The 17,772-nt window shown below is 59.8% G+C and carries 16 protein-coding genes; all 16 read left to right on the top strand.

The genetic code is table 11. The features are described from left to right. Positions 1 to 19 precede the first annotated feature (19 nt). Positions 20 to 1,777 carry a cytochrome c biogenesis protein DipZ gene (locus tag ACQZ63_RS11400; RefSeq protein WP_113556202.1) on the top strand — a complete coding sequence of 586 codons (1,758 nt, stop codon included), beginning with the start codon at positions 20 to 22 and terminating at the stop codon, positions 1,775 to 1,777. A 46-nt stretch (positions 1,778 to 1,823) separates the two neighbouring features. Next, positions 1,824 to 2,582: an alpha/beta hydrolase gene (locus tag ACQZ63_RS11395; protein ID WP_113556203.1), complete on the top strand. Its 759-nt coding sequence runs from the start codon at positions 1,824 to 1,826 to the stop codon at positions 2,580 to 2,582. A gap of 201 nt (positions 2,583 to 2,783) precedes the next feature. Next, positions 2,784 to 3,830 (top strand): alpha/beta fold hydrolase, encoded by a 1,047-nt coding sequence (locus ACQZ63_RS11390; RefSeq protein WP_113556204.1) that lies wholly within the window; start codon positions 2,784 to 2,786, stop codon positions 3,828 to 3,830. A gap of 95 nt (positions 3,831 to 3,925) precedes the next feature. After that, a complete protein-coding gene (locus ACQZ63_RS11385) occupies positions 3,926 to 4,666 on the top strand; it encodes a response regulator (protein WP_003508322.1) in 741 nt (246 codons plus the stop codon). After that, a complete protein-coding gene (locus ACQZ63_RS11380; RefSeq protein WP_113556205.1) occupies positions 4,663 to 5,979 on the top strand; it encodes an ATP-binding protein in 1,317 nt (438 codons plus the stop codon). The genes ACQZ63_RS11385 and ACQZ63_RS11380 overlap by 4 nt, the downstream gene beginning before the upstream one ends. A gap of 145 nt (positions 5,980 to 6,124) precedes the next feature. Then, entirely contained in the window at positions 6,125 to 6,541 is a 417-nt protein-coding gene (locus ACQZ63_RS11375) for an organic hydroperoxide resistance protein (protein ID WP_113556206.1), read from the top strand. Next, complete coding sequence (locus ACQZ63_RS11370) at positions 6,519 to 6,677, top strand: hypothetical protein (protein WP_155846277.1); 159 nt, start codon at positions 6,519 to 6,521, stop codon at positions 6,675 to 6,677. The genes ACQZ63_RS11375 and ACQZ63_RS11370 overlap by 23 nt, the downstream gene beginning before the upstream one ends. Positions 6,678 to 6,977: 300 nt before the next feature. Further along, the gene (locus ACQZ63_RS11365) at positions 6,978 to 7,787 is read left to right on the top strand and encodes a cyclase family protein (RefSeq protein WP_065705487.1); all 810 of its coding nucleotides are present in this window, start codon (positions 6,978 to 6,980) and stop codon (positions 7,785 to 7,787) included. Positions 7,788 to 8,541: 754 nt separating this feature from the next. Then, positions 8,542 to 10,419, top strand: a complete 1,878-nt coding sequence (locus ACQZ63_RS11360; protein WP_013761236.1) for a TRAP transporter large permease — start codon at positions 8,542 to 8,544, stop codon at positions 10,417 to 10,419. 65 nt (positions 10,420 to 10,484) lie between these two features. Next, on the top strand, positions 10,485 to 11,495 hold the full coding sequence (locus ACQZ63_RS11355; RefSeq protein WP_003517515.1) for a TRAP transporter substrate-binding protein: 1,011 nt from the start codon (positions 10,485 to 10,487) through the stop codon (positions 11,493 to 11,495). Positions 11,496 to 11,571: 76 nt separating this feature from the next. After that, positions 11,572 to 12,375, top strand: coding sequence for an SDR family NAD(P)-dependent oxidoreductase (locus ACQZ63_RS11350; protein ID WP_035199177.1), 804 nt, complete (start codon positions 11,572 to 11,574; stop codon positions 12,373 to 12,375). A 1-nt stretch (position 12,376) separates the two neighbouring features. Further along, positions 12,377 to 13,240, top strand: a complete 864-nt coding sequence (locus ACQZ63_RS11345) for an IclR family transcriptional regulator (protein WP_003508275.1) — start codon at positions 12,377 to 12,379, stop codon at positions 13,238 to 13,240. Beyond that, positions 13,237 to 14,406: an acetyl-CoA acetyltransferase gene (locus ACQZ63_RS11340; protein ID WP_111789152.1), complete on the top strand. Its 1,170-nt coding sequence runs from the start codon at positions 13,237 to 13,239 to the stop codon at positions 14,404 to 14,406. The genes ACQZ63_RS11345 and ACQZ63_RS11340 overlap by 4 nt, the downstream gene beginning before the upstream one ends. After that, the gene (locus ACQZ63_RS11335; RefSeq protein ID WP_111804148.1) at positions 14,403 to 16,043 is read left to right on the top strand and encodes an acyl-CoA synthetase; all 1,641 of its coding nucleotides are present in this window, start codon (positions 14,403 to 14,405) and stop codon (positions 16,041 to 16,043) included. The genes ACQZ63_RS11340 and ACQZ63_RS11335 overlap by 4 nt, the downstream gene beginning before the upstream one ends. A 31-nt stretch (positions 16,044 to 16,074) precedes the next feature. Next, a complete protein-coding gene (locus ACQZ63_RS11330; protein WP_013761241.1) occupies positions 16,075 to 16,854 on the top strand; it encodes an SDR family NAD(P)-dependent oxidoreductase in 780 nt (259 codons plus the stop codon). Continuing rightward, positions 16,851 to 17,744, top strand: a complete 894-nt coding sequence (locus tag ACQZ63_RS11325; RefSeq protein WP_113556207.1) for a PCC domain-containing protein — start codon at positions 16,851 to 16,853, stop codon at positions 17,742 to 17,744. The genes ACQZ63_RS11330 and ACQZ63_RS11325 overlap by 4 nt, the downstream gene beginning before the upstream one ends. The last annotated feature ends 28 nt before the right edge of the window (positions 17,745 to 17,772 follow it).

Genomic DNA, 17,772 nt, shown 5'->3' with positions numbered 1-17,772 from the left:
CCCAGCCTGAAAGGACAAGATGATGACGTTTCTGGTCATTGCCTATCTCGGAGGGGCGCTGACAATTCTCAGCCCCTGTATCCTACCTATCCTTCCCTTCGTTTTTGCGCGGGCGGGGCAACCGTTTCTGCGCAGCACGCTGCCGCTGCTTACGGGAATGGCGGCAACCTTTTGCGCCGTCGCGACGCTTGCCGCTGTTGGCGGGAGCTGGGCAATCAGCGCCAATGAATATGGCCGGCTCGCGGCTCTTACGCTGCTTGCGGTCTTCGGTGTCGGCCTGATTTCGCCCCGCGCGGCCAGCATCATCACCCGCCCGGTCGTTGAACTCGGTAACCGGCTCGCCAATGCCGCCGGCAAGCCCGGGTCAGTACCGACGATTGCGGGCTCGCTGATACTCGGCATCGCCACCGGCCTTTTATGGGCACCCTGCGCGGGACCAATCCTCGGGCTTGTCCTGACGGGGGCGGCCCTGAAGGGGGCCAATCTGGAAACGAGCCTGCTGCTTGCCGCCTATGCCGCCGGGGCAGCGACATCCCTTGCCGTTGCCATCCTCATCGGCGGTCGGGTATTTGCGGGTATGAAGCGGTCTCTGGGTTTCAGCGAGCGGATCCGCCAAGTGCTTGGCGCGGCGGTGCTTGCCGGCGTCACGGTAATCGCACTCGGGCTTGATACGGGTTTCCTGTCGCAGATTTCCTATGCGAGTACGGCATCCTTCGAACAGCAGGTGCTCGATCGGCTCCGCACCACCAAAGCGCCTGAAGCGGCGGCAGGCGCCAGCGCCAGCGCCAGCGCTGCTGCGGCCCGGTCGGAGCTGCCGGTTGAGGGCAAGGCTCCATCCCTCGACGGCGCCAACGAGTGGCTCAATTCCCCACCGCTTACACGTGAGCAATTGCGTGGCAAGGTCGTCCTCGTCGACTTCTGGACTTATTCCTGCATCAACTGCATCCGCACCATTCCCTATGTGCGGGCCTGGGCAGACAAATACCGGGATCAGGGCCTCGTCGTCATCGGTGTCCACGCCCCCGAATTCGCCTTTGAAAAGAAGATCGACAATGTCAGGCAGGCCGTCGCCGGCTTCAAGATCGATTACCCGGTCGCAATCGACAATGATTACAAGATCTGGCGCGCCTTTGATAACAGCTATTGGCCGGCGCATTACCTGATCGATGCCAAGGGCCAGATTCGCTACCACCATTTCGGCGAAGGCGATTATCGGCAGACCGAAGAGGCGATCCAGGACCTGCTGCGCGAGGCCGGCAGCAGCGCTTCCTCCAGCGCACCGGTAAGCCCGGAGGCGACAGGGGCTGAAGCCGGTGCGGATATCGGGCACATGCGCTCCGGCGAAACCTATATCGGCTACCGACAGGCTGAGAATTTTGCATCGAACGAGGCGGTGCGCGCGGACACGTCGCGCGACTATTCCGTCACGACACCTTCTCTCAACGAATGGGGACTTTCCGGTACCTGGACGGTTGGCGCGGAGGCGGCCACACTTGATGCGGCTGATGGCGGCATAACCTATCGCTTCAGCGCCCGTGACCTGCATCTGGTCCTTGGACCGGCAAGCGCCGGAAAACCGGTTCGTTTCCAGGTCACCGTCGACGGGCATCCGCCGGGCGCAGATCACGGCGCCGACACGGACGCCGAAGGCAACGGCATTGTTACCTCAACCCGTCTGTACCAGCTCGTCCGCCAGTCCGGCACCGTCGAAGCGAGAACCTTTGCCATCCGCTTCCTCGACCCCGGCGTGCAGGCCTATGCCTTCACGTTCGGCTGAACCTGCATTTTCCTTCCCTTTCCCATCAAACCAAAGGAAAAACATGATGCACCGTCGTCTCATGCCAAAATTCGCGATTGCCATCGCAACCGCACTGATCGCTTTTACCGCACATGCGGCGGAGGTGAAGAATATCGTCATAGTCCATGGCGCGCTGGCCGATGGTTCGGCCTGGCGCCGGGCGACAGAGATCCTTCAAAGCCGCGGTTTCAACGTCACGATCGTGCAGGAGCCAATCACCTCGCTTGCCGATGATGTGGCGGCCACCAACCGTGTCCTCGATCTCCAGCAGGGCCCGAGCCTGCTTGTCGGGCACAGCTACGGCGGCATGGTGATTTCGGAAGCCGGTAACCGGCCGGATGTGGCCGGGCTGGTCTATGTCGCCGCCTTCCAGCCGGAAAAGGGAGAGAGCCTTCTCGACCTCGCCGGCTCCAAACCGCCGGCCGGCAACGGCATCAAGCCGACGAAGGATGGCGCGTTCCTTTACCTCGATCCAGCCGTCTTTGGACAAGATTTCGCCGGCGATCTGCCGCATGAGGATGCAACCTTCATGGCAAGAAGTCAGGTCTTCGCCGCCAAGGCCGCCTTTGCCGCCAAAGCCGGCGAACCCGCCTGGAAAACCAAAAAAAGCTGGTCGATCATCGCAACGCAGGACCGGTCGATCAACCCCGAGCTCGAGCGTGACATGGCCAAGCGCGCTGGCAGCACGGTGACCGAGATTGCGGCAAGCCATGCGGTCTTCGCCTCCCAGCCCGATAAGGTTGCAGACGTCATCGAACAGGCGGCCCGGGCATCCTCAAAGTAAGCGCACCTTCGTAAGATCAAATGCAGCCGCCCCGGATGTCGGGGCGGCTGATTGCGTTGGAAGGGCGAGCCAAATGTATCAGTCTGTATCCGGAATGCGCCCTGCTACAAAACCATTCACATTCGCCTTCCTTGGGACACATCGAGGATACACGCACCCCGTTACCTGTCCGGCATCCAACACGGACAGGAGAGATAGCAAATGACTTCCGAGATCAATTTCCAACGCCGCCGCTTCTTCGGCATTGCTGCAATGACGGTTGCCGCCGTCGAATTCGGGGCCACAGGCCTTGCTCATGCCAAGGGCGAAGCGCCTGCGCCTCAGCCGTCAACCGGACGCGACGGAGCTACCTCCTTTGGCGCCCTGAAGCAGGTTGAAGCGGGTGTACTCAGCGTTGGTTACGCAGAAGCTGGCCCCGCAGACGGCCCGGTGGTGCTGCTGCTGCACGGATGGCCCTATGACATCTACAGCTATGTCGATGTCGCACCCATCCTTGCATCGGCTGGATATCGGGTACTCATCCCCTATCTGCGCGGATATGGCACGACCCGTTTTCTCTCGGACGACACGGCACGCAACGGACAGCAGGCGGCGCTTGCGGTCGACATGATTGCCTTTCTCGACGCACTTGGCGTCAAACAGGCGGTCGTGGCCGGTTATGACTGGGGCGCTCGCACCGCCGACATCATGGCCGCACTCTGGCCCGAGCGTTGCACCGGGCTCGTGTCGGTCAGCGGCTATCTTATCGGCAGCCAGGAGATCAACAGGAAGCCGCTTCCGCCCAAGGCGGAACTCTCCTGGTGGTATCAGTTCTATTTCGCGACGGAGCGCGGACGTGCGGGCTATGCCGCCAACACCCGCGACTTCGTGCGCCTGATCTGGCAGACGGCATCTCCGACCTGGAAATTCAGTGACGAGACCTTCAATCGTTCGGCCCCCGCATTCGACAATCCCGACCATGTGGCCATCACCATCCATAACTACCGCTGGCGGTTGGCACTGGCAGACGGGGAAGCCAAGTACGATAAATACGAGCGCCAGCTTGCGAAACTTCCCGTCATCACCGTGCCGACGATAACATTGGAAGGCGACGCCAACGGTGCTCCGCATCCAGACCCTTCCGCCTATGCATCGAAGTTTTCCGGCAAATACCAGCACCGCAACATCAGCGGCGGCATAGGCCACAACCTTCCGCAGGAAGCGCCAGAAGCTTTTGCCAGGGCTGTTCTGGACGTCGCAAAGCTTTAAACTTGCCGAAGCCCGCGAACCGTTGTCTTACTGCATGTGACAGCGGGGCGCGCGGTAGCGGGCCACTCGAACCGTCCGGACGACGAAGGCATCCAATGGACCATATCGACCATATTCTCGTCGTGGACGACGACAGGGAAATCCGGGAGCTGGTCTCCAGCTACCTGAAGAAGAACGGCCTGCGTACGAGCGTGGCGGCCGATGGACGGCAGATGAGAAGTTTTCTCGACGGCAATACCGTCGATCTCATCGTGCTCGACGTGATGATGCCTGGCGATGACGGGCTAGTTTTATGCCGAGAGCTGCGGGCGGGGAAACACAAAGCCACGCCGGTGCTGATGCTGACGGCCCGCGATGACGAGATGGATCGCATTATCGGGCTCGAAATGGGCGCCGACGACTATCTGTCGAAGCCCTTCGCTGCCCGCGAACTCCTTGCGCGGATCAAGGCCATCCTGCGCCGCACGCGGATGCTGCCTCCCAATCTGCAGATCAGCGAGGCCGGGCAGCTCCTGACCTTTGGTGAGTGGCGCCTCGACACGGTGGGCCGTCACCTGCTCGACAGAGAGGGCACGACCGTGGCCTTGAGCGGCGCTGAATACCGGCTCCTCAGGGTCTTCATCGATCATCCCCAGCGCGTCCTCAACCGGGACCAGCTGTTAAATCTCACCCAGGGCCGCGATGCCGAACTTTTCGACCGGTCGATCGATCTTCTCGTGAGCCGCGTGCGCCAAAGGCTGGGGGATGACGCGCGCGAACCCGTCTACATCAAGACGGTGCGGGCGGAAGGCTATGTCTTTGCGGTGCCCGTGGAGATTTCGGAGCCGAGGATATGAACGGCCCACGCCTGCTCGCCAGCTGGTGGCCTCGCTCGTTGCGGTCCAGACTTTTCATCATCCTGTTCGCGGGCCTCGCCATTGCCTACGGTCTGTCGTTCAGCATCCTGTTTGCCGAACGATATATGTCGGCAAAGGCGGTCATGCTCGGCACTCTTGAGCAGGATCTGGCTGTATCGATCGCCATAATCGACCGCCTGCCTGCGGAAGAGCGGGCGCAATGGGTCCATCGCCTAAGCCGCAGCAATTATCAGCTCGTCCTCGGCCCGGGTGTTCCAGGTGTTTCCGACATGTCCGGCCGCGGCGCTGAAATTGCGCAGAGGATCGAGGAGGCCGCAGGACACCATTTCCCCGTCAAGGTCGAGTCCATTCCCGGCGACGGCAAGCGGCTTCAGGCGCATCTAACGCTATCGGACGGCTCACCCCTGACAATTGACGTGACACCGCGCGGCGTGATGCCGCTGGCGGAGTGGCTGCCTTATGTCTTCGCCGCGCAGATGGCGCTTCTTCTTCTGTGCACCTGGTTTGCTGTGCGACAGACGACCAGACCGCTCAGCGCGCTGGCTGCGGCAGCCGAAGCGTTGGATCCGGGGGAAAAGGGGTTGCCGATGAGTGAGAGTGGCCCAAGCGAAGTTGTCCACGCCGCCCGCGCCTTCAACGCGATGCGCGATCGCGTCGCCCAATATCTCGAGGAGCGGGTCCAGATTCTCGCGGCGATTTCGCACGACCTGCAGACGCCCATCACCCGGATGCGGTTGCGGGCCGATATGGCAGACGATACGCCGGAAAAGGAAAAGCTGGTCAGTGACCTGCGTGAAATCGAACGCCTGGTGCAGGATGGGATCGCTTACGCACGCAGCGCTCACGGCAATGGCGAGAAATCCTCCCGTATCGATCTGGCTTCTTTCATCGACAGCATCGCCTACGACTATCAGGATACCGGAAAAGCCGTAACAGTTGCCGGCATGGTGCGCGGCACCGCGTCGACAAAGCCACATGCATTGCGAAGAATCCTGACGAACTTCATAGATAACGCCCTCAAATTCGCCGGCAGCGCCGAAATTAAAGTGGACCGGCGTGGTGAAGGCACCGTGGTCATCACGGTGCTCGATCGGGGGCCGGGCATCCCCGAAGAGATGCTGCAAAATGCCATGCAGCCCTTTTTCCGGATCGAAACATCGAGAAACCGCGACACCGGCGGAACAGGACTCGGACTTGCGATCGCGCAGCAGCTCGCCGGAACAATCGGCGGCTCGGTGCGCCTCTATAACAGGCAAGGCGGCGGGCTTGCAGCCGAGGTGGCTTTTCCCTGAGAGGGACGCAGGTCAACGATAACCAGTAACAACGATACTTTTCGATACAGTTTTGCAGTTTCCGGAAACATGCCGGATACGCCGATCCGTCACAAAGCTCCTATCACGAAACGCCGCAGCAGCGGCACAATGAAAGGAGCCTCCCATGACCAAGATCGAGACTGTTCTTTATACCGGCAAGACCCACACGACCGGTGGGCGCGACGGATCGGCGCAAAGCGATGATGGCGCGCTTGGCATCAAGCTTTCCCCTCCGGGCAGCGGAAAGCCGGGCACGAATCCCGAGCAGCTTTTTGCGGCAGGCTGGTCGGCATGTTTCATCGGCGCCATGACAAAGGCGGCGGCAAAACACCAGCTCCGGCTTCCCGCCGACACCACTGTCGATGCGGAGGTTGACCTCGGCACGACGGGTGGCGAATTCTTTCTGCAGGCTCGCCTGTCGGTCAGCCTGCCCGGTATCGATCGTCCCATCGCGCAGGCGATAATAGAAGATGCCCACCAGATCTGCCCCTATTCTAAGGCAACCAGGGGGAACATCGATGTTACGCTCATTCTCGCTTAAGCCGATGGTTTCCGCCCGCGCGCTTGTCATCGCCATCGTGTTTGCGGCGATATTTGCAGTGCCATGCGTATATGACGCAACATCCGACGAGCCCTCGCCGCTTGCGGGACTTCTGGGCGCGGTTTCATCGATCTGACCTCAAGGAAACGGCTCGGCGCCCCGCCGCGGCCGTTTTCGCCAACACTTCTTCCTGCCATCCCTCTTGGTAACGCAGTCGCGTTGGGCAACGCCCTGCGGCAAGCGGACAATCTGTCCACCACCCTTTCACGATATCGGAGACCGGCCTGCCGGTGGACAAGCGGGTACTGCCTATGGACGCAGGGCTGCCGAAACCGCCATCTGAACACGGGTCAAAAATCAGGGAAGGTCATGTCTTGCGTCACTCCATCGTTGCGCTACGGTTGCGATCAGGGATTTTCACTGGAGGGACTAAGGTATGTGCAACCATTGCGTGATCGAGAACGTGAAAAAGAACATGCTGTCGCGACGCTTGCTGTTCAAGGGCGCCGTGGCCGGTGTAACGGCGATGACGGCCGGCAGCCTCGCGGCCCCGGTACTTGCGCAAACACCCAGACAGGTCATCGATCTCACACATACATATGATTCCACATTCCCTACATTCGATGGCAAGCCGGGCATAGAATACGAGTGGGCAGCTGAGATCGCCAAGGACGGTTATCAGCTCCATAAACTCACGATCTACGAACATACAGGAACGCATATTGACGCACCTTTCCACTTCAGCGCCGACGGAGCGAGTGTCGATCAGTTGGAAGCGCAGAAACTTGTCGCGCCGCTGGTCATCATAGACATCACAGACCGCGCAAAAGAGGATGCCAATTCCACGATCGAGGCCGAAGACATCGAGCGCTGGATATCCGCAAATGGCGACATCCCGGCAGGTTCGATCGTCGCTCTGCGCTCCGGCTGGGCAACCAGAGTAAAGAGCCCCTCCTTCCGCAATGACGACGCCGGAAAATTTGCCTTCCCCGGTTTCGGCAAGTCGGCAACCGACCTTCTGCTCAAGCACGATACGGTCGCAATCGGTGTCGACACGCTCTCGCTTGATCCTGGCAACTCTGCCGATTTCGCAGTTCACAATTCCTGGCTCCCGGCAGGGCGCTACGGCATCGAAGGCCTCAACAACCTTGAGGCTTTGCCGGTAAAGGGCGCGACAATCGTCGTCGGTGCGCCTGCACATCGAGGCGGAACGGGTGGTCCGGCCCGGATTCTGGCTCTGGTCTGAACGTAGTACGCCGGGGCGCCCCCGGACCCAGCAACCGCCTACCTGCCGCATCGGATCAATCCACTCTGCATCCGCTGCGGTCGCGAAGAAAAGGCTGGGCGACGCGTCGCCCCGCGCTTGCCAGGAAGAATTCCAAGCGGTGACGTCGCGAAGAACATATTTTCTTGCCGCATAACGTTAGGTCAAGAAACCACCGCAAGGGAAGGTTTCGATAGATAATCGACGCCTGTATTGCCGTTTAGGGAGCGCTCAGCCGCACCACCGGCATTTTTCCTTTTGCGACCAGTGGTCGTGACGTCGCAGCTCTTCCCACCTCGCCAGTTAATGCCAGGCAGACATGTTTTCGGGCTCTCTGTAACGCGACGCAGGCGTCCCGGATGTCTGGCGACATGCTCTAATCGGTAGGCACGATTTGCAATGACTGGCCTTTGAACGAGGTGCCTCGCTGCAAGGCGATCATGAGGAATGGCGGCTATCATCAAGTATGATCCACTATATGGACCTTCTAGATGCGTAAATTAACTGCATAAATCCGTCTACTTACTGTTGATTTCATGAATTTTCCTGTGTATCCCGAATACATGATTTTGTAACGGTCCATATTGTGGAGGCAATATCCCGATACATTCAGACCTTTGGAGGGGTCTGGCCTGTTTGGCAACAACAGCTGTCCTGATGTCGCGGTCGTGGCACGGACATCCTGTTTTGCAGACATGTTCATTGCGAAGGTTGTTCTGTGGGAGAGGAGGCCCCGATGACCATGACCGCAAACGCGAATGACGACGTATTTGTACTCGATGGCGAACTTTTGCACACCGGACAGGTAACAGGCTCCTGGTTCATGCGCCCCATCGAGGCCGTGGCGGCGGTGCTGCTGGCGGTGATGATCGGCCTGCTTCTGCTGGGTGTGACGTCACGTTATGCCCTGCATCTACCGATTGTCTGGATCGATGAAACGGCGTCCTTGTGCTTTCTGTGGTTTGCCATGCTGGGCGCGGCAATCGCCATCGATCGCAGTGAACACCTGCGCCTCACGCTGTTTCTTAACATGTTCCCGCAACGTGTTCTGGGTTATATCAATTCCCTGGCACTGGTGCTGGTGGCGACATTTCTTGCGGCAATCATCAAGCCCGCCATGGAATACGCCATCGAGGAGTGGGTGGTCACGTCAGCGGCGCTGAATATTCCGATGTCGTTTCGCGCTGCGGCGCTGCCGGTCGGCGCCTGTCTCATGCTGCTTTTGGTGCTCAACAATCTCTTCCGACGAGAAAATCTGCGCGATATCATTGCGGCCCTTGTAACGGTCGCGGTTGCCTCCGGTCTGCTCTATCTGGCATCGCCGATGCTGGAATCCCTCGGCAATTTTAATCTGGCGATCTTCCTCGGCCTGTTCGTTGCGGTATTTCTGGTGCTGGGTGTTCCGATTGCCTTCTGCTTCGGCCTTGGAACCCTCGCCTATCTGACCTTCACCACCTGGGTTCCGACCATTGTGATGATCGGGCGCATGGATGAGGGCATGTCCGGCATCATTCTGTTGTCAGTGCCAGTCTTCGTGCTGCTGGGCTGCGTGCTCGATGCAACCGGCATGGGTAAGGCGATTGTCGAGCTTCTGTCCTCGATGTTTGGCCACATTCGCGCGGGCATGTCGTATGTTCTGCTCGGTTCTCTGTTTCTTGTCTCCGGCATTTCCGGCTCCAAGGTTTCTGATATGGCAACCGTCGCACCGGCGCTATTTCCGGAAATGAAGCGCCGTGGCCACAAACCCAAGGAAATGATCGCGCTTCTGGCCACCGGCGCCGCCATGGCCGATACGGTTCCGCCCTCAATCGTGCTGATCGTTCTGGGTTCGGCGGCAGGTGTGTCTATTGCCGGCCTCTTCACCTCCGGTTTCATGATTGCAATGGTACTGCTTCTGGTGCTGGCCGTTCTGGCCCGCTGGAAGGCGCGGGATGAAAACATGGAAGGCGCAAAGCGCACGCCATGGCCGCAGGTCGGCAAGGCAGCCCTGATTGCCGCACCGGCGCTCGTTCTGCCCTTCCTCATCCGCAGCCTGGTGGGCGGCGGTGTCGCCACGGCAACCGAAGTGTCCACTATTGCCGTGCTCTACGCCATGATCGTCGGCGCGGTGCTTTATGGCGGCATCAGCCTCAGGAAGCTTTATTCGATGCTGGTCGAGACGGCAGCCCTTTCAGGGGCGATCCTGCTGATCCTCGGCTGTGCATCGGCCATGGCCTGGGGGCTGACGCAGAGCGGCTTTGCTTTCCAGCTGACCGCGATGATTACCGATCTTCCGGGCGGCTGGATGACCTACATGGTCGTGTCGATCCTGATTTTCATGATACTGGGCTGCGTCCTGGAAGGACTGCCAGCAATCGTTCTGCTCGCGCCGATCATGTTCCCGATCGCCCGCACGCTTGGCATCAATGACATCCATTATTCGATGGTCGTGGTGGTCGCCATGAATATCGGCCTGATGGCGCCGCCCATCGGTATCGGCTTTTACATCGCCTGCAAGATCGGCAACGTGTCGCCGGACGAAGCCATGGGTGCCATCTGGCCCTATCTCGCAGCCATGATCATCGGCCTGCTGCTGATTGCAGCAATCCCCGGATTTTCGACCATTTTGCTCTGAGACCGTGGCGGGTCCGCCCGCCACGCCGATGAATGATACCTGCTTTATTTTGGGAGGAGAAAGCAATGAATATCAACAGACGTACCATACTCGCCGGCGCCGGTTCCGCCGTACTGGCCACCGCCTTCGTGTCGCGCGCCCGCGCTGCCCAATACAATTATAAATATGCCAATAATCTGCCTGCGGCGCACCCGATGAACATTCGCGCCAAGGAGGCCGCCGAGCGTATCGCCAAAGAGACCGATGGGCAGGTCAATATCAGCATCTTCCCCAGCAGCCAGCTGGGTGCCGACACAGACGTTTTGAGTCAGGTGCGCTCTGGAGGCGTAGAATTCTTCACGCTTTCGCCGCTGATCCTGTCGACGCTGGTACCGAACGCATCCATCAGCGGCATCGGTTTCGCCTTCCCGAACTACGAGTCCGTATGGGCGGCAATGGATGGCGATCTCGGTAAATATGTCCGTGGCGAAATTGCCAAGCAGAATCTCGTTGCCATGGACACAATCTGGGATAACGGCTTCCGCCAGATCACCAGCGCTTCCAAGCCCATCGCCACGCCGGCCGATCTCGAAAGCTTCAAGATCCGCGTGCCAGTGAGCCCGCTCTGGACCTCTATGTTCAAGGCGTTCAAGTCTGCCCCTGCCTCGATCAATTTCGCCGAGGTCTATACTGCACTGCAGACCGGTGTGGTCGATGGCCAGGAAAATCCGCTGGCGATCATTTCCACCGCAAAGCTGTTCGAAGTGCAGAAATTCTGCTCGGTCACCAATCACATGTGGGACGGGTTCTGGTTCCTCGCCAACAAGCGCGCCTGGGAGCGCTTGCCGGATGACCTTCGCGCCATCGTCGCCAAAAACCTCAACCAGTCGGGCAAGGATGAACGCGCCGATGTGGCGAAGCTCAATGCCTCGGTCAAGGAAGATCTGATTTCCAAGGGCATGACCTTCAACGACACGGATGCGACACTTTTCCGCGCCGCGCTGAAAGAGGCAGGCTTCTATTCCGAGTGGAAAGGCAAATACGGCGATGAAGCCTGGGCCATTCTTGAAAAGGCCGTTGGTGCAAGCCTGACCTGACCGGCCCGTTGAGTAACTGGCCCCGCCAGTAGCGGGGCCAACCCGACTATGTCTGACGATTGGAATGGAGACTGCTTTGACAGGTCGCCTGACGGGAAAACGCGCGCTTGTGTTTGGCGCAGGATCATCGGGGCCGGGATTTGGCAACGGCAAGGCTGCGGCCGTGCAATTTGCCCGCGAAGGCGCGCGCGTAGCCTGTGTCGATCTCTCCGCTGACGCAGCCGAAGAGACGGCTGAGATCATTCGCGGCGAAGGCTTGGAGGCGATTGCGGTTGCCGCCGATGTCACTGAACTACAGTCCGTATCGGCCACCGTTGCCCGCACCTGCGAGGCCTTTGGTGGCATCGATATTCTGCACAATAATGTCGGCGTGACCCATATGGGCGGGCCGATTGAGCTGGATGAGGAAAGCTTTCGCGCCTCGGTCGATCTCAATATAGGCTCCGTTTATCGCACCTCCAAGGCTGTGTTGCCGGTGATGTTGGCGCAGGGCGGCGGGGCCATTATCAATATCTCGTCGCTCGCCTCCATTCGCTGGACCGGCTATCCCTATTTTGCCTATTACGCCATGAAGGCAGCTGTAAATCAGGCGACTGTGGCGCTGGCCATGCAATATGCCCGGCAGGGCATTCGCGCCAATTGCATTCTTCCGGGAATGATCGACACCCCACTGATCTACAAGCAGATCAGCAATCAATATGCGTCTGTCGAGGAGATGGTGGCGGCGCGCAATGCGGCTGTCCCAGTGGGCCGCATGGGCGATGCCTTCGATATTGCCCGCGCCGCCGTTTTTCTCGCATCTGATGAGGCTAAGTTCATCACCGGCGTCTGTTTGCCGGTCGATGGCGGGCAAAGCTGTGCGGTGGGGGCGTTTTCCTGAGATGGCAACAACAACAACGATCCCGGTTGAAAAAGATCTGACGGGCGCGCGCGCGGTGGACCGGGCTCTGGCGCTGCTCTCCATGGTCGGGAGGCACGCGGAACGCGGCGTGGCGCTTTCGGTCATCGTGACAGAAAGCGGACTGAACAAACCCACGGCCCGCCGCCTGCTGCTGGCTCTGATCCGCGCCGGGCTTGTGGAGCAGGATGAGGAAACGCGGCGTTATTACCTCGGCGAAGAAACCTATGTGCTGGGCAGCCTGTCATCGCGCCGGTTTGGCCTTCTTCAAATGGCGCAGGACGGCCTGACGCGCATTTCCCGCCGCTCGGAGGATTCGAGCTTCCTTTCCGTGCGCCGTGATACATTTGCCCTGTGCCTTTACCGCGAAGAAGGCACCTGGCCGGTGCGCACCCATGCGCTTCAGGCCGGTTTCGAACACCCCTTGGGTATTGGTGCGGGTTCGCTCGCCATGCTCGCGGCGCTGCCGGACGCCGAGGTGGAAAGTATCATTGCGGCCAATAGCGGGCTGATTGCCGCTAATTATCCCGGCATCACGCTTGAGGGCCTGCGCCGTGATGTCGAGTTGACGAGAGCCAATGGCTATTCGCTCAACCCCGGCCTGATCCTTTCTAATTCCTGGGGTATTGGCGTTGCCATCCGCGCGCCTGATGGCGCGGTAGCGGGAGCGTTGAGCATTGCCGCTGTGGACAGCCGCATGCGACCGGAGCGCCAGCCGGAACTCGCAGCGCTGCTGCGCGAGGAAGTAACCCGCATCGAGACACGCATCGCAGAAATGATGGCCAGCCGCGCCCGCACGCGCGGTGAAGGCGACACGAAACGGCAAACGAGGAGAACGAGCAAATGAGCAAAGCGCAGATCGTCGGCTGGGCGCATTCGCCTTTCGGCAAGTCGGCCCTTGAAAATACCGAGCAACTGATGGCTTCGGTCGTGGCGCCGGCCATAGACCATGCGGGCGTCGATGTCAGCGATATCGACGGCATTTTCGTCGGCGTGATGAACAATGGCTTCTCGAAACAGGATTTTCAGGGCGCCCTGGTAGCGATGGGCGATGAGCGCCTCGCCTATACGCCGGCAGTGCGTTTCGAAAATGCCTGCTCAACAGGATCGGCCGCCCTCTATAGCGCCATGGACTTCATCGAAGCCGGGCGCGGCCGCATCGCACTCGTTGTCGGCGCCGAAAAAATGACGGCGCTGCCGACCGCAGAGGTGGGCGAAATCCTGCTCTCCGCCTGTTACCGTGCGGAGGAGGCCAATATTCCAGGCGGGTTTGCTGGGCAGTTCGGCCGCATCGCACAGGCATATTTTCAACGTTATGGCGACCGCTCGGAAGAGCTGGCGATGATTGCCGCAAAGAACCACGCCAATGGCGCGGTCAATCCCTATGCCCATATGCGCAAGGATTTCGGCTTCGATTTCTGCAATACGGTTTCGGACAAGAACCCCTACGTCGCAGGCCCGTTGCGCCGCACCGACTGCTCGCTGATTTCGGATGGCGCTGCCGCGATCATTTTGGCCGACGAGGAAACGGCAGCCACACTCAACCGCGCCATCGGCTTCCGGGGCCGCAAGCATGTCAACGACATCATGGCATTGAGCCGTCGCGATCCGTTGGCCTTCGAAGGCGCGCGCCGCGCCTGGGCCGGCTCGCTGGAACTTGCCGGCGCAACGCTCGACGACCTCTCTTTCGTTGAAACGCACGACTGCTTCACCATTGCCGAACTTATCGAATACGAGGCCATGGGGCTTGCGAATCCCGGTGAAGGATATCGCGTTGTCCAGGATGGAACGGCGCTCAAGACCGGACGCCTGCCAATCAACCCATCGGGTGGATTGAAATCGAAAGGTCATCCCGTCGGGGCGACCGGCGTTTCCATGCATGTCATGGCGGCGATGCAATTGATGGGCGAGGCAGGCGACATGCAAATTCCCAATGCCTCGCTGGCTGGCGTGTTCAACATGGGTGGCACGGCGGTTGCCAATTACGTCTCGATCATGGAGCGTGTGAAATGACGACGCAAAGTGCCGTACAGCATCCCGCGGGCGGGGTTGCGCCCTCCACCACGCGGGTGATGAACCTCTCGCATTTCCTGACGCAGGCGGCACGCCGCAACCCGGACCATATCGGTTTCGTCTGGGGTGAAAAGACTTGGAGCTGGGCTCAAATGGAAGCCCGCGTCGACGCAATGGCCCATGCGCTGGAGACTGAATTCAACGTCAGAAAGGGGGACCGCATTCTGGTGCAGTCCTCCAACAACAACCAGATGTTCGAATCCATGTTCGCATGCTTCCGCGTGGGTGCGGTGTGGGTGCCGACCAATTATCGTCAATCGCCCGATGAAGTTGCCTATCTGGCGAAGGCCAGCGGCGCACGCGGCATGATTTGCGCTAGTGCTTTTCCCGATCATGCTAAAGCCAGCCATGAGGCAAGCACGATCGATTTCAGCATCGCCATCGGCACGGCAGAGTTCGGTGAGGATTACGATGCCATCGTGGCCCGTCATATGGGGCACAAAGTCAAAAGCCAGGCAGTGGATCGGGATGACCCGTGTTGGTTCTTCTTCACCTCAGGCACCACCGGCCGGCCCAAGGCTGCAGTGCTTACCCATGGCCAGATGGCGTTCGTCATCACCAACCATCTCTGCGATCTGATGCCCGGCACCGGACCGGACGACGCCTCCATCGTCGTTGCCCCGCTTTCACACGGTGCGGGCATTCACCAGCTGGTGCAGGTGGCGCATGGCGCGAAAACCGTGCTTCCGGCGGCGGAAAAGCTCGATGTGCCCGCCGTCTGGGCGCTGATCGAAAAATGGCGTATCACCAACGCCTTCACTGTACCGACCATCCTTAAAATGCTCGTCGAAGACCCCTCTGTGGATCGTTTCGATCACTCCTCACTGCGCTATGTCATCTATGCTGGCGCGCCGATGTATCGCGCTGACCAGAAACGGGCGCTTGCAAAGCTCGGCCCCGTGCTGGTGCAATATTTCGGCCTGGGTGAAGTCACCGGTAATATCACCGTGCTGCCGCCTTCGTTTCATAACGCCGAGGACGGTCCGGAAACGCGGATCGGCACCTGCGGCTTCGACCGCACCGGCATGGAAGTGCAGATCCAGAACGATGCTGGCGAGGAGGTTGGCGCAGGCGAAACCGGCGAAATTTGTGTAATCGGTCCCGCCGTTTTCGCCGGCTACTACGACAATCCCGAGGCCAATGCCAAAGCCTTCCGCAATGGCTGGTTCCGCACGGGCGACCTTGGTCATCGCGATGAGAACGGCTTCCTCTACATCACCGGGCGCGCCTCCGACATGTATATTTCTGGCGGCTCGAACATCTATCCGCGTGAAATCGAGGAAAAAATCCTCATGCATCCTGACATCAGCGAGACTGCGGTTCTGGGTGTGCCGGACGCGGTGTGGGGCGAGGTCGGTGTGGCCGTTTGCGTTGCCCGCGAGGGCGCGGATATCGCCGCCATCGATCTGAAGGCATATCTGGAAGGCAAGATGGCCCGCTACAAGCTGCCGAAATCAGTGGTGTTCTGGGATGCCATGCCGAAATCCGCCTACGGCAAGATCACCAAGAAAATGATCCGCGAGGAACTGGAGAAACGCGGTCAGATGCCGGCTTTCGAAGAAAAGCGGACAGGCTGACAGGCGTGACATTCAATCGGGAGGAGACGGCATGACACAAGAGAAGACAGGGACAAAAGGGGCCGTCGCGATCACCGGCGGTGCATCCGGCATCGGCTTTTCCACCGCGCAGCTCCTGATGGCGCGCGGCTGGCAGCCATGGTTGCTGGATCTCAAGCGCGAGGCGCTGGATATAGCCTGCGAAAAGCTCGGTATCGATCTCTCGCGCGGCATCGTCTGCAATGTTGCGGACGAGGCATCGATAGAGAGGGCTTTCGCCGCCCTGACGGCTAACAGTGCCGGACATGCGGTTGATCTGGTCGCCGTCGTCAACAGCGCCGGCATCGGTATCGACAAGCTGTCCGTCGACACAAGCGTCGAAGAATTTCGCCGCATCGTTGATGTCAATCTCGTCGGCAGCTTCGCGGTAGCGCGCACTGCCGCACGTTACTGGCTGGAGCGCGATCTTGCCGGCTCGATCGTGAATATCAGTTCTGTTTCCGGCATGTGTGGAAATCGTGGCCGCAGCGCCTATGGCGCTTCGAAGGGCGGCGTCAATCTTCTGACGATGGTAATGGCAAACGAGCTGGGGCAATCGGGCATTCGTGTCAATGCAATTGCTCCCGGTCCGGTCGATACCCCCCTCACCCAGGCGGTTCATACTGAAAATGTTCGCGACCAATGGCATAGCCGCGTTCCGATGCATCGCTATGGCAGGACGGACGAGATAGCCTCTGCCGTGGCTTTCCTCGTGTCCGATGACGCAAGCTACATCAACGGACAGGTGCTCGCCGTGGATGGGGGCTTCATTACCGCGGGGCTTGCGGTATGACGGAGACAGGCACGCAAGAGCTTCCCCGCCACATCGTCCATCCCGGACTGATAACGCCTGAACGCTTTCGCGCCGTCGGCTGCCATGCCTATCCTGTTACTCTGACGGTCCGGCCCGGCGTAAGCGCCAACCAAGCGATTGCCGATGCCTTTGCGGAGTTGGGGTTCGAAGGCGGTTACGTCAGACTTAAGAACGTACCGATGGAACGGCTGCATTATGTCATGCCGGCAGCCGCACCGGATGACGCCCATGCCGCATGGTATAGCGAAACCTTTTCCATGCCGGGTGGCACTATCATCGATGCCGGCCTGCATATGGGCCGGCGTGATAGCGCGCCGTTTCTGCATTGCCATGGTTCATGGAAGAGTGCCGACGGCGTTGTCTCCATGGGGCATCTGCTGCCTTTCGAGACCGAATTTGCTGTAGAAACACCGCTTGAAGCTCTGGCGCTGGATGGAGCGATCCTCGAAGTGCAAAAGGATGAGGAAACCAATTTCCCCCTTTTCACACCCATCGCACAGCAGCGCCACCAGAAGGGTTCACGTCTTCGGGCACTTTTATGCACAGTGCGCCCCAATACCGATATATGCACTGCACTCGAAGAGGTCTCTACCGAGTTTGGAATGCGAGAAGCCGAAGTCAATGGAATTGGCAGCCTGGTCGGTGCGGATTATGAAGACGGAACAAACCTCAACGCCTACGCGAGCGAAATCCTCATAAGAAACGGCCGTATCGCCACGGCCGCGTCGGGAGACCGACAAGCAATGCTGGATATTGCGATGGTGGACCTCACCACACATATCAGCGGCGGGCGGCTGGTGCGCGGCAAGAACCCGGTCTGCGTTACTTTCGAGCTACTTCTGACCGAGAGACAGGGCCGCGCCGCATGAGTTGCGCTGCGCAACTCACCGGCCCGCC

The organism is Agrobacterium sp. CG160-95, assembly GCF_053521725.1.
Note: the sequence above shows the minus strand (reverse complement) of the source record. Positions and strands in the feature narration are given on the sequence as shown.

Excerpts from the sequence above, each read along its gene's own strand:
- ACQZ63_RS11370 (WP_155846277.1), top strand. The coding sequence starts at position 6,519 with ATGTTACGCTCATTCTCGCTTAAGCCGATGGTTTCCGCCCGCGCGCTT.
- ACQZ63_RS11360 (WP_013761236.1), top strand. The coding sequence starts at position 8,542 with ATGACCATGACCGCAAACGCGAATGACGACGTATTTGTACTCGATGGC.
- ACQZ63_RS11355 (WP_003517515.1), top strand. The coding sequence starts at position 10,485 with ATGAATATCAACAGACGTACCATACTCGCCGGCGCCGGTTCCGCCGTA.
- ACQZ63_RS11380 (WP_113556205.1), top strand. The coding sequence starts at position 4,663 with ATGAACGGCCCACGCCTGCTCGCCAGCTGGTGGCCTCGCTCGTTGCGG.
- ACQZ63_RS11400 (WP_113556202.1), top strand. The coding sequence starts at position 20 with ATGATGACGTTTCTGGTCATTGCCTATCTCGGAGGGGCGCTGACAATT.
- ACQZ63_RS11390 (WP_113556204.1), top strand. The coding sequence starts at position 2,784 with ATGACTTCCGAGATCAATTTCCAACGCCGCCGCTTCTTCGGCATTGCT.
- ACQZ63_RS11395 (WP_113556203.1), top strand. The coding sequence starts at position 1,824 with ATGCACCGTCGTCTCATGCCAAAATTCGCGATTGCCATCGCAACCGCA.
- ACQZ63_RS11335 (WP_111804148.1), top strand. The coding sequence starts at position 14,403 with ATGACGACGCAAAGTGCCGTACAGCATCCCGCGGGCGGGGTTGCGCCC.
- ACQZ63_RS11340 (WP_111789152.1), top strand. The coding sequence starts at position 13,237 with ATGAGCAAAGCGCAGATCGTCGGCTGGGCGCATTCGCCTTTCGGCAAG.
- ACQZ63_RS11365 (WP_065705487.1), top strand. The coding sequence starts at position 6,978 with ATGTGCAACCATTGCGTGATCGAGAACGTGAAAAAGAACATGCTGTCG.
- ACQZ63_RS11385 (WP_003508322.1), top strand. The coding sequence starts at position 3,926 with ATGGACCATATCGACCATATTCTCGTCGTGGACGACGACAGGGAAATC.
- ACQZ63_RS11330 (WP_013761241.1), top strand. The coding sequence starts at position 16,075 with ATGACACAAGAGAAGACAGGGACAAAAGGGGCCGTCGCGATCACCGGC.
- ACQZ63_RS11345 (WP_003508275.1), top strand. The coding sequence starts at position 12,377 with ATGGCAACAACAACAACGATCCCGGTTGAAAAAGATCTGACGGGCGCG.
- ACQZ63_RS11375 (WP_113556206.1), top strand. The coding sequence starts at position 6,125 with ATGACCAAGATCGAGACTGTTCTTTATACCGGCAAGACCCACACGACC.
- ACQZ63_RS11325 (WP_113556207.1), top strand. The coding sequence starts at position 16,851 with ATGACGGAGACAGGCACGCAAGAGCTTCCCCGCCACATCGTCCATCCC.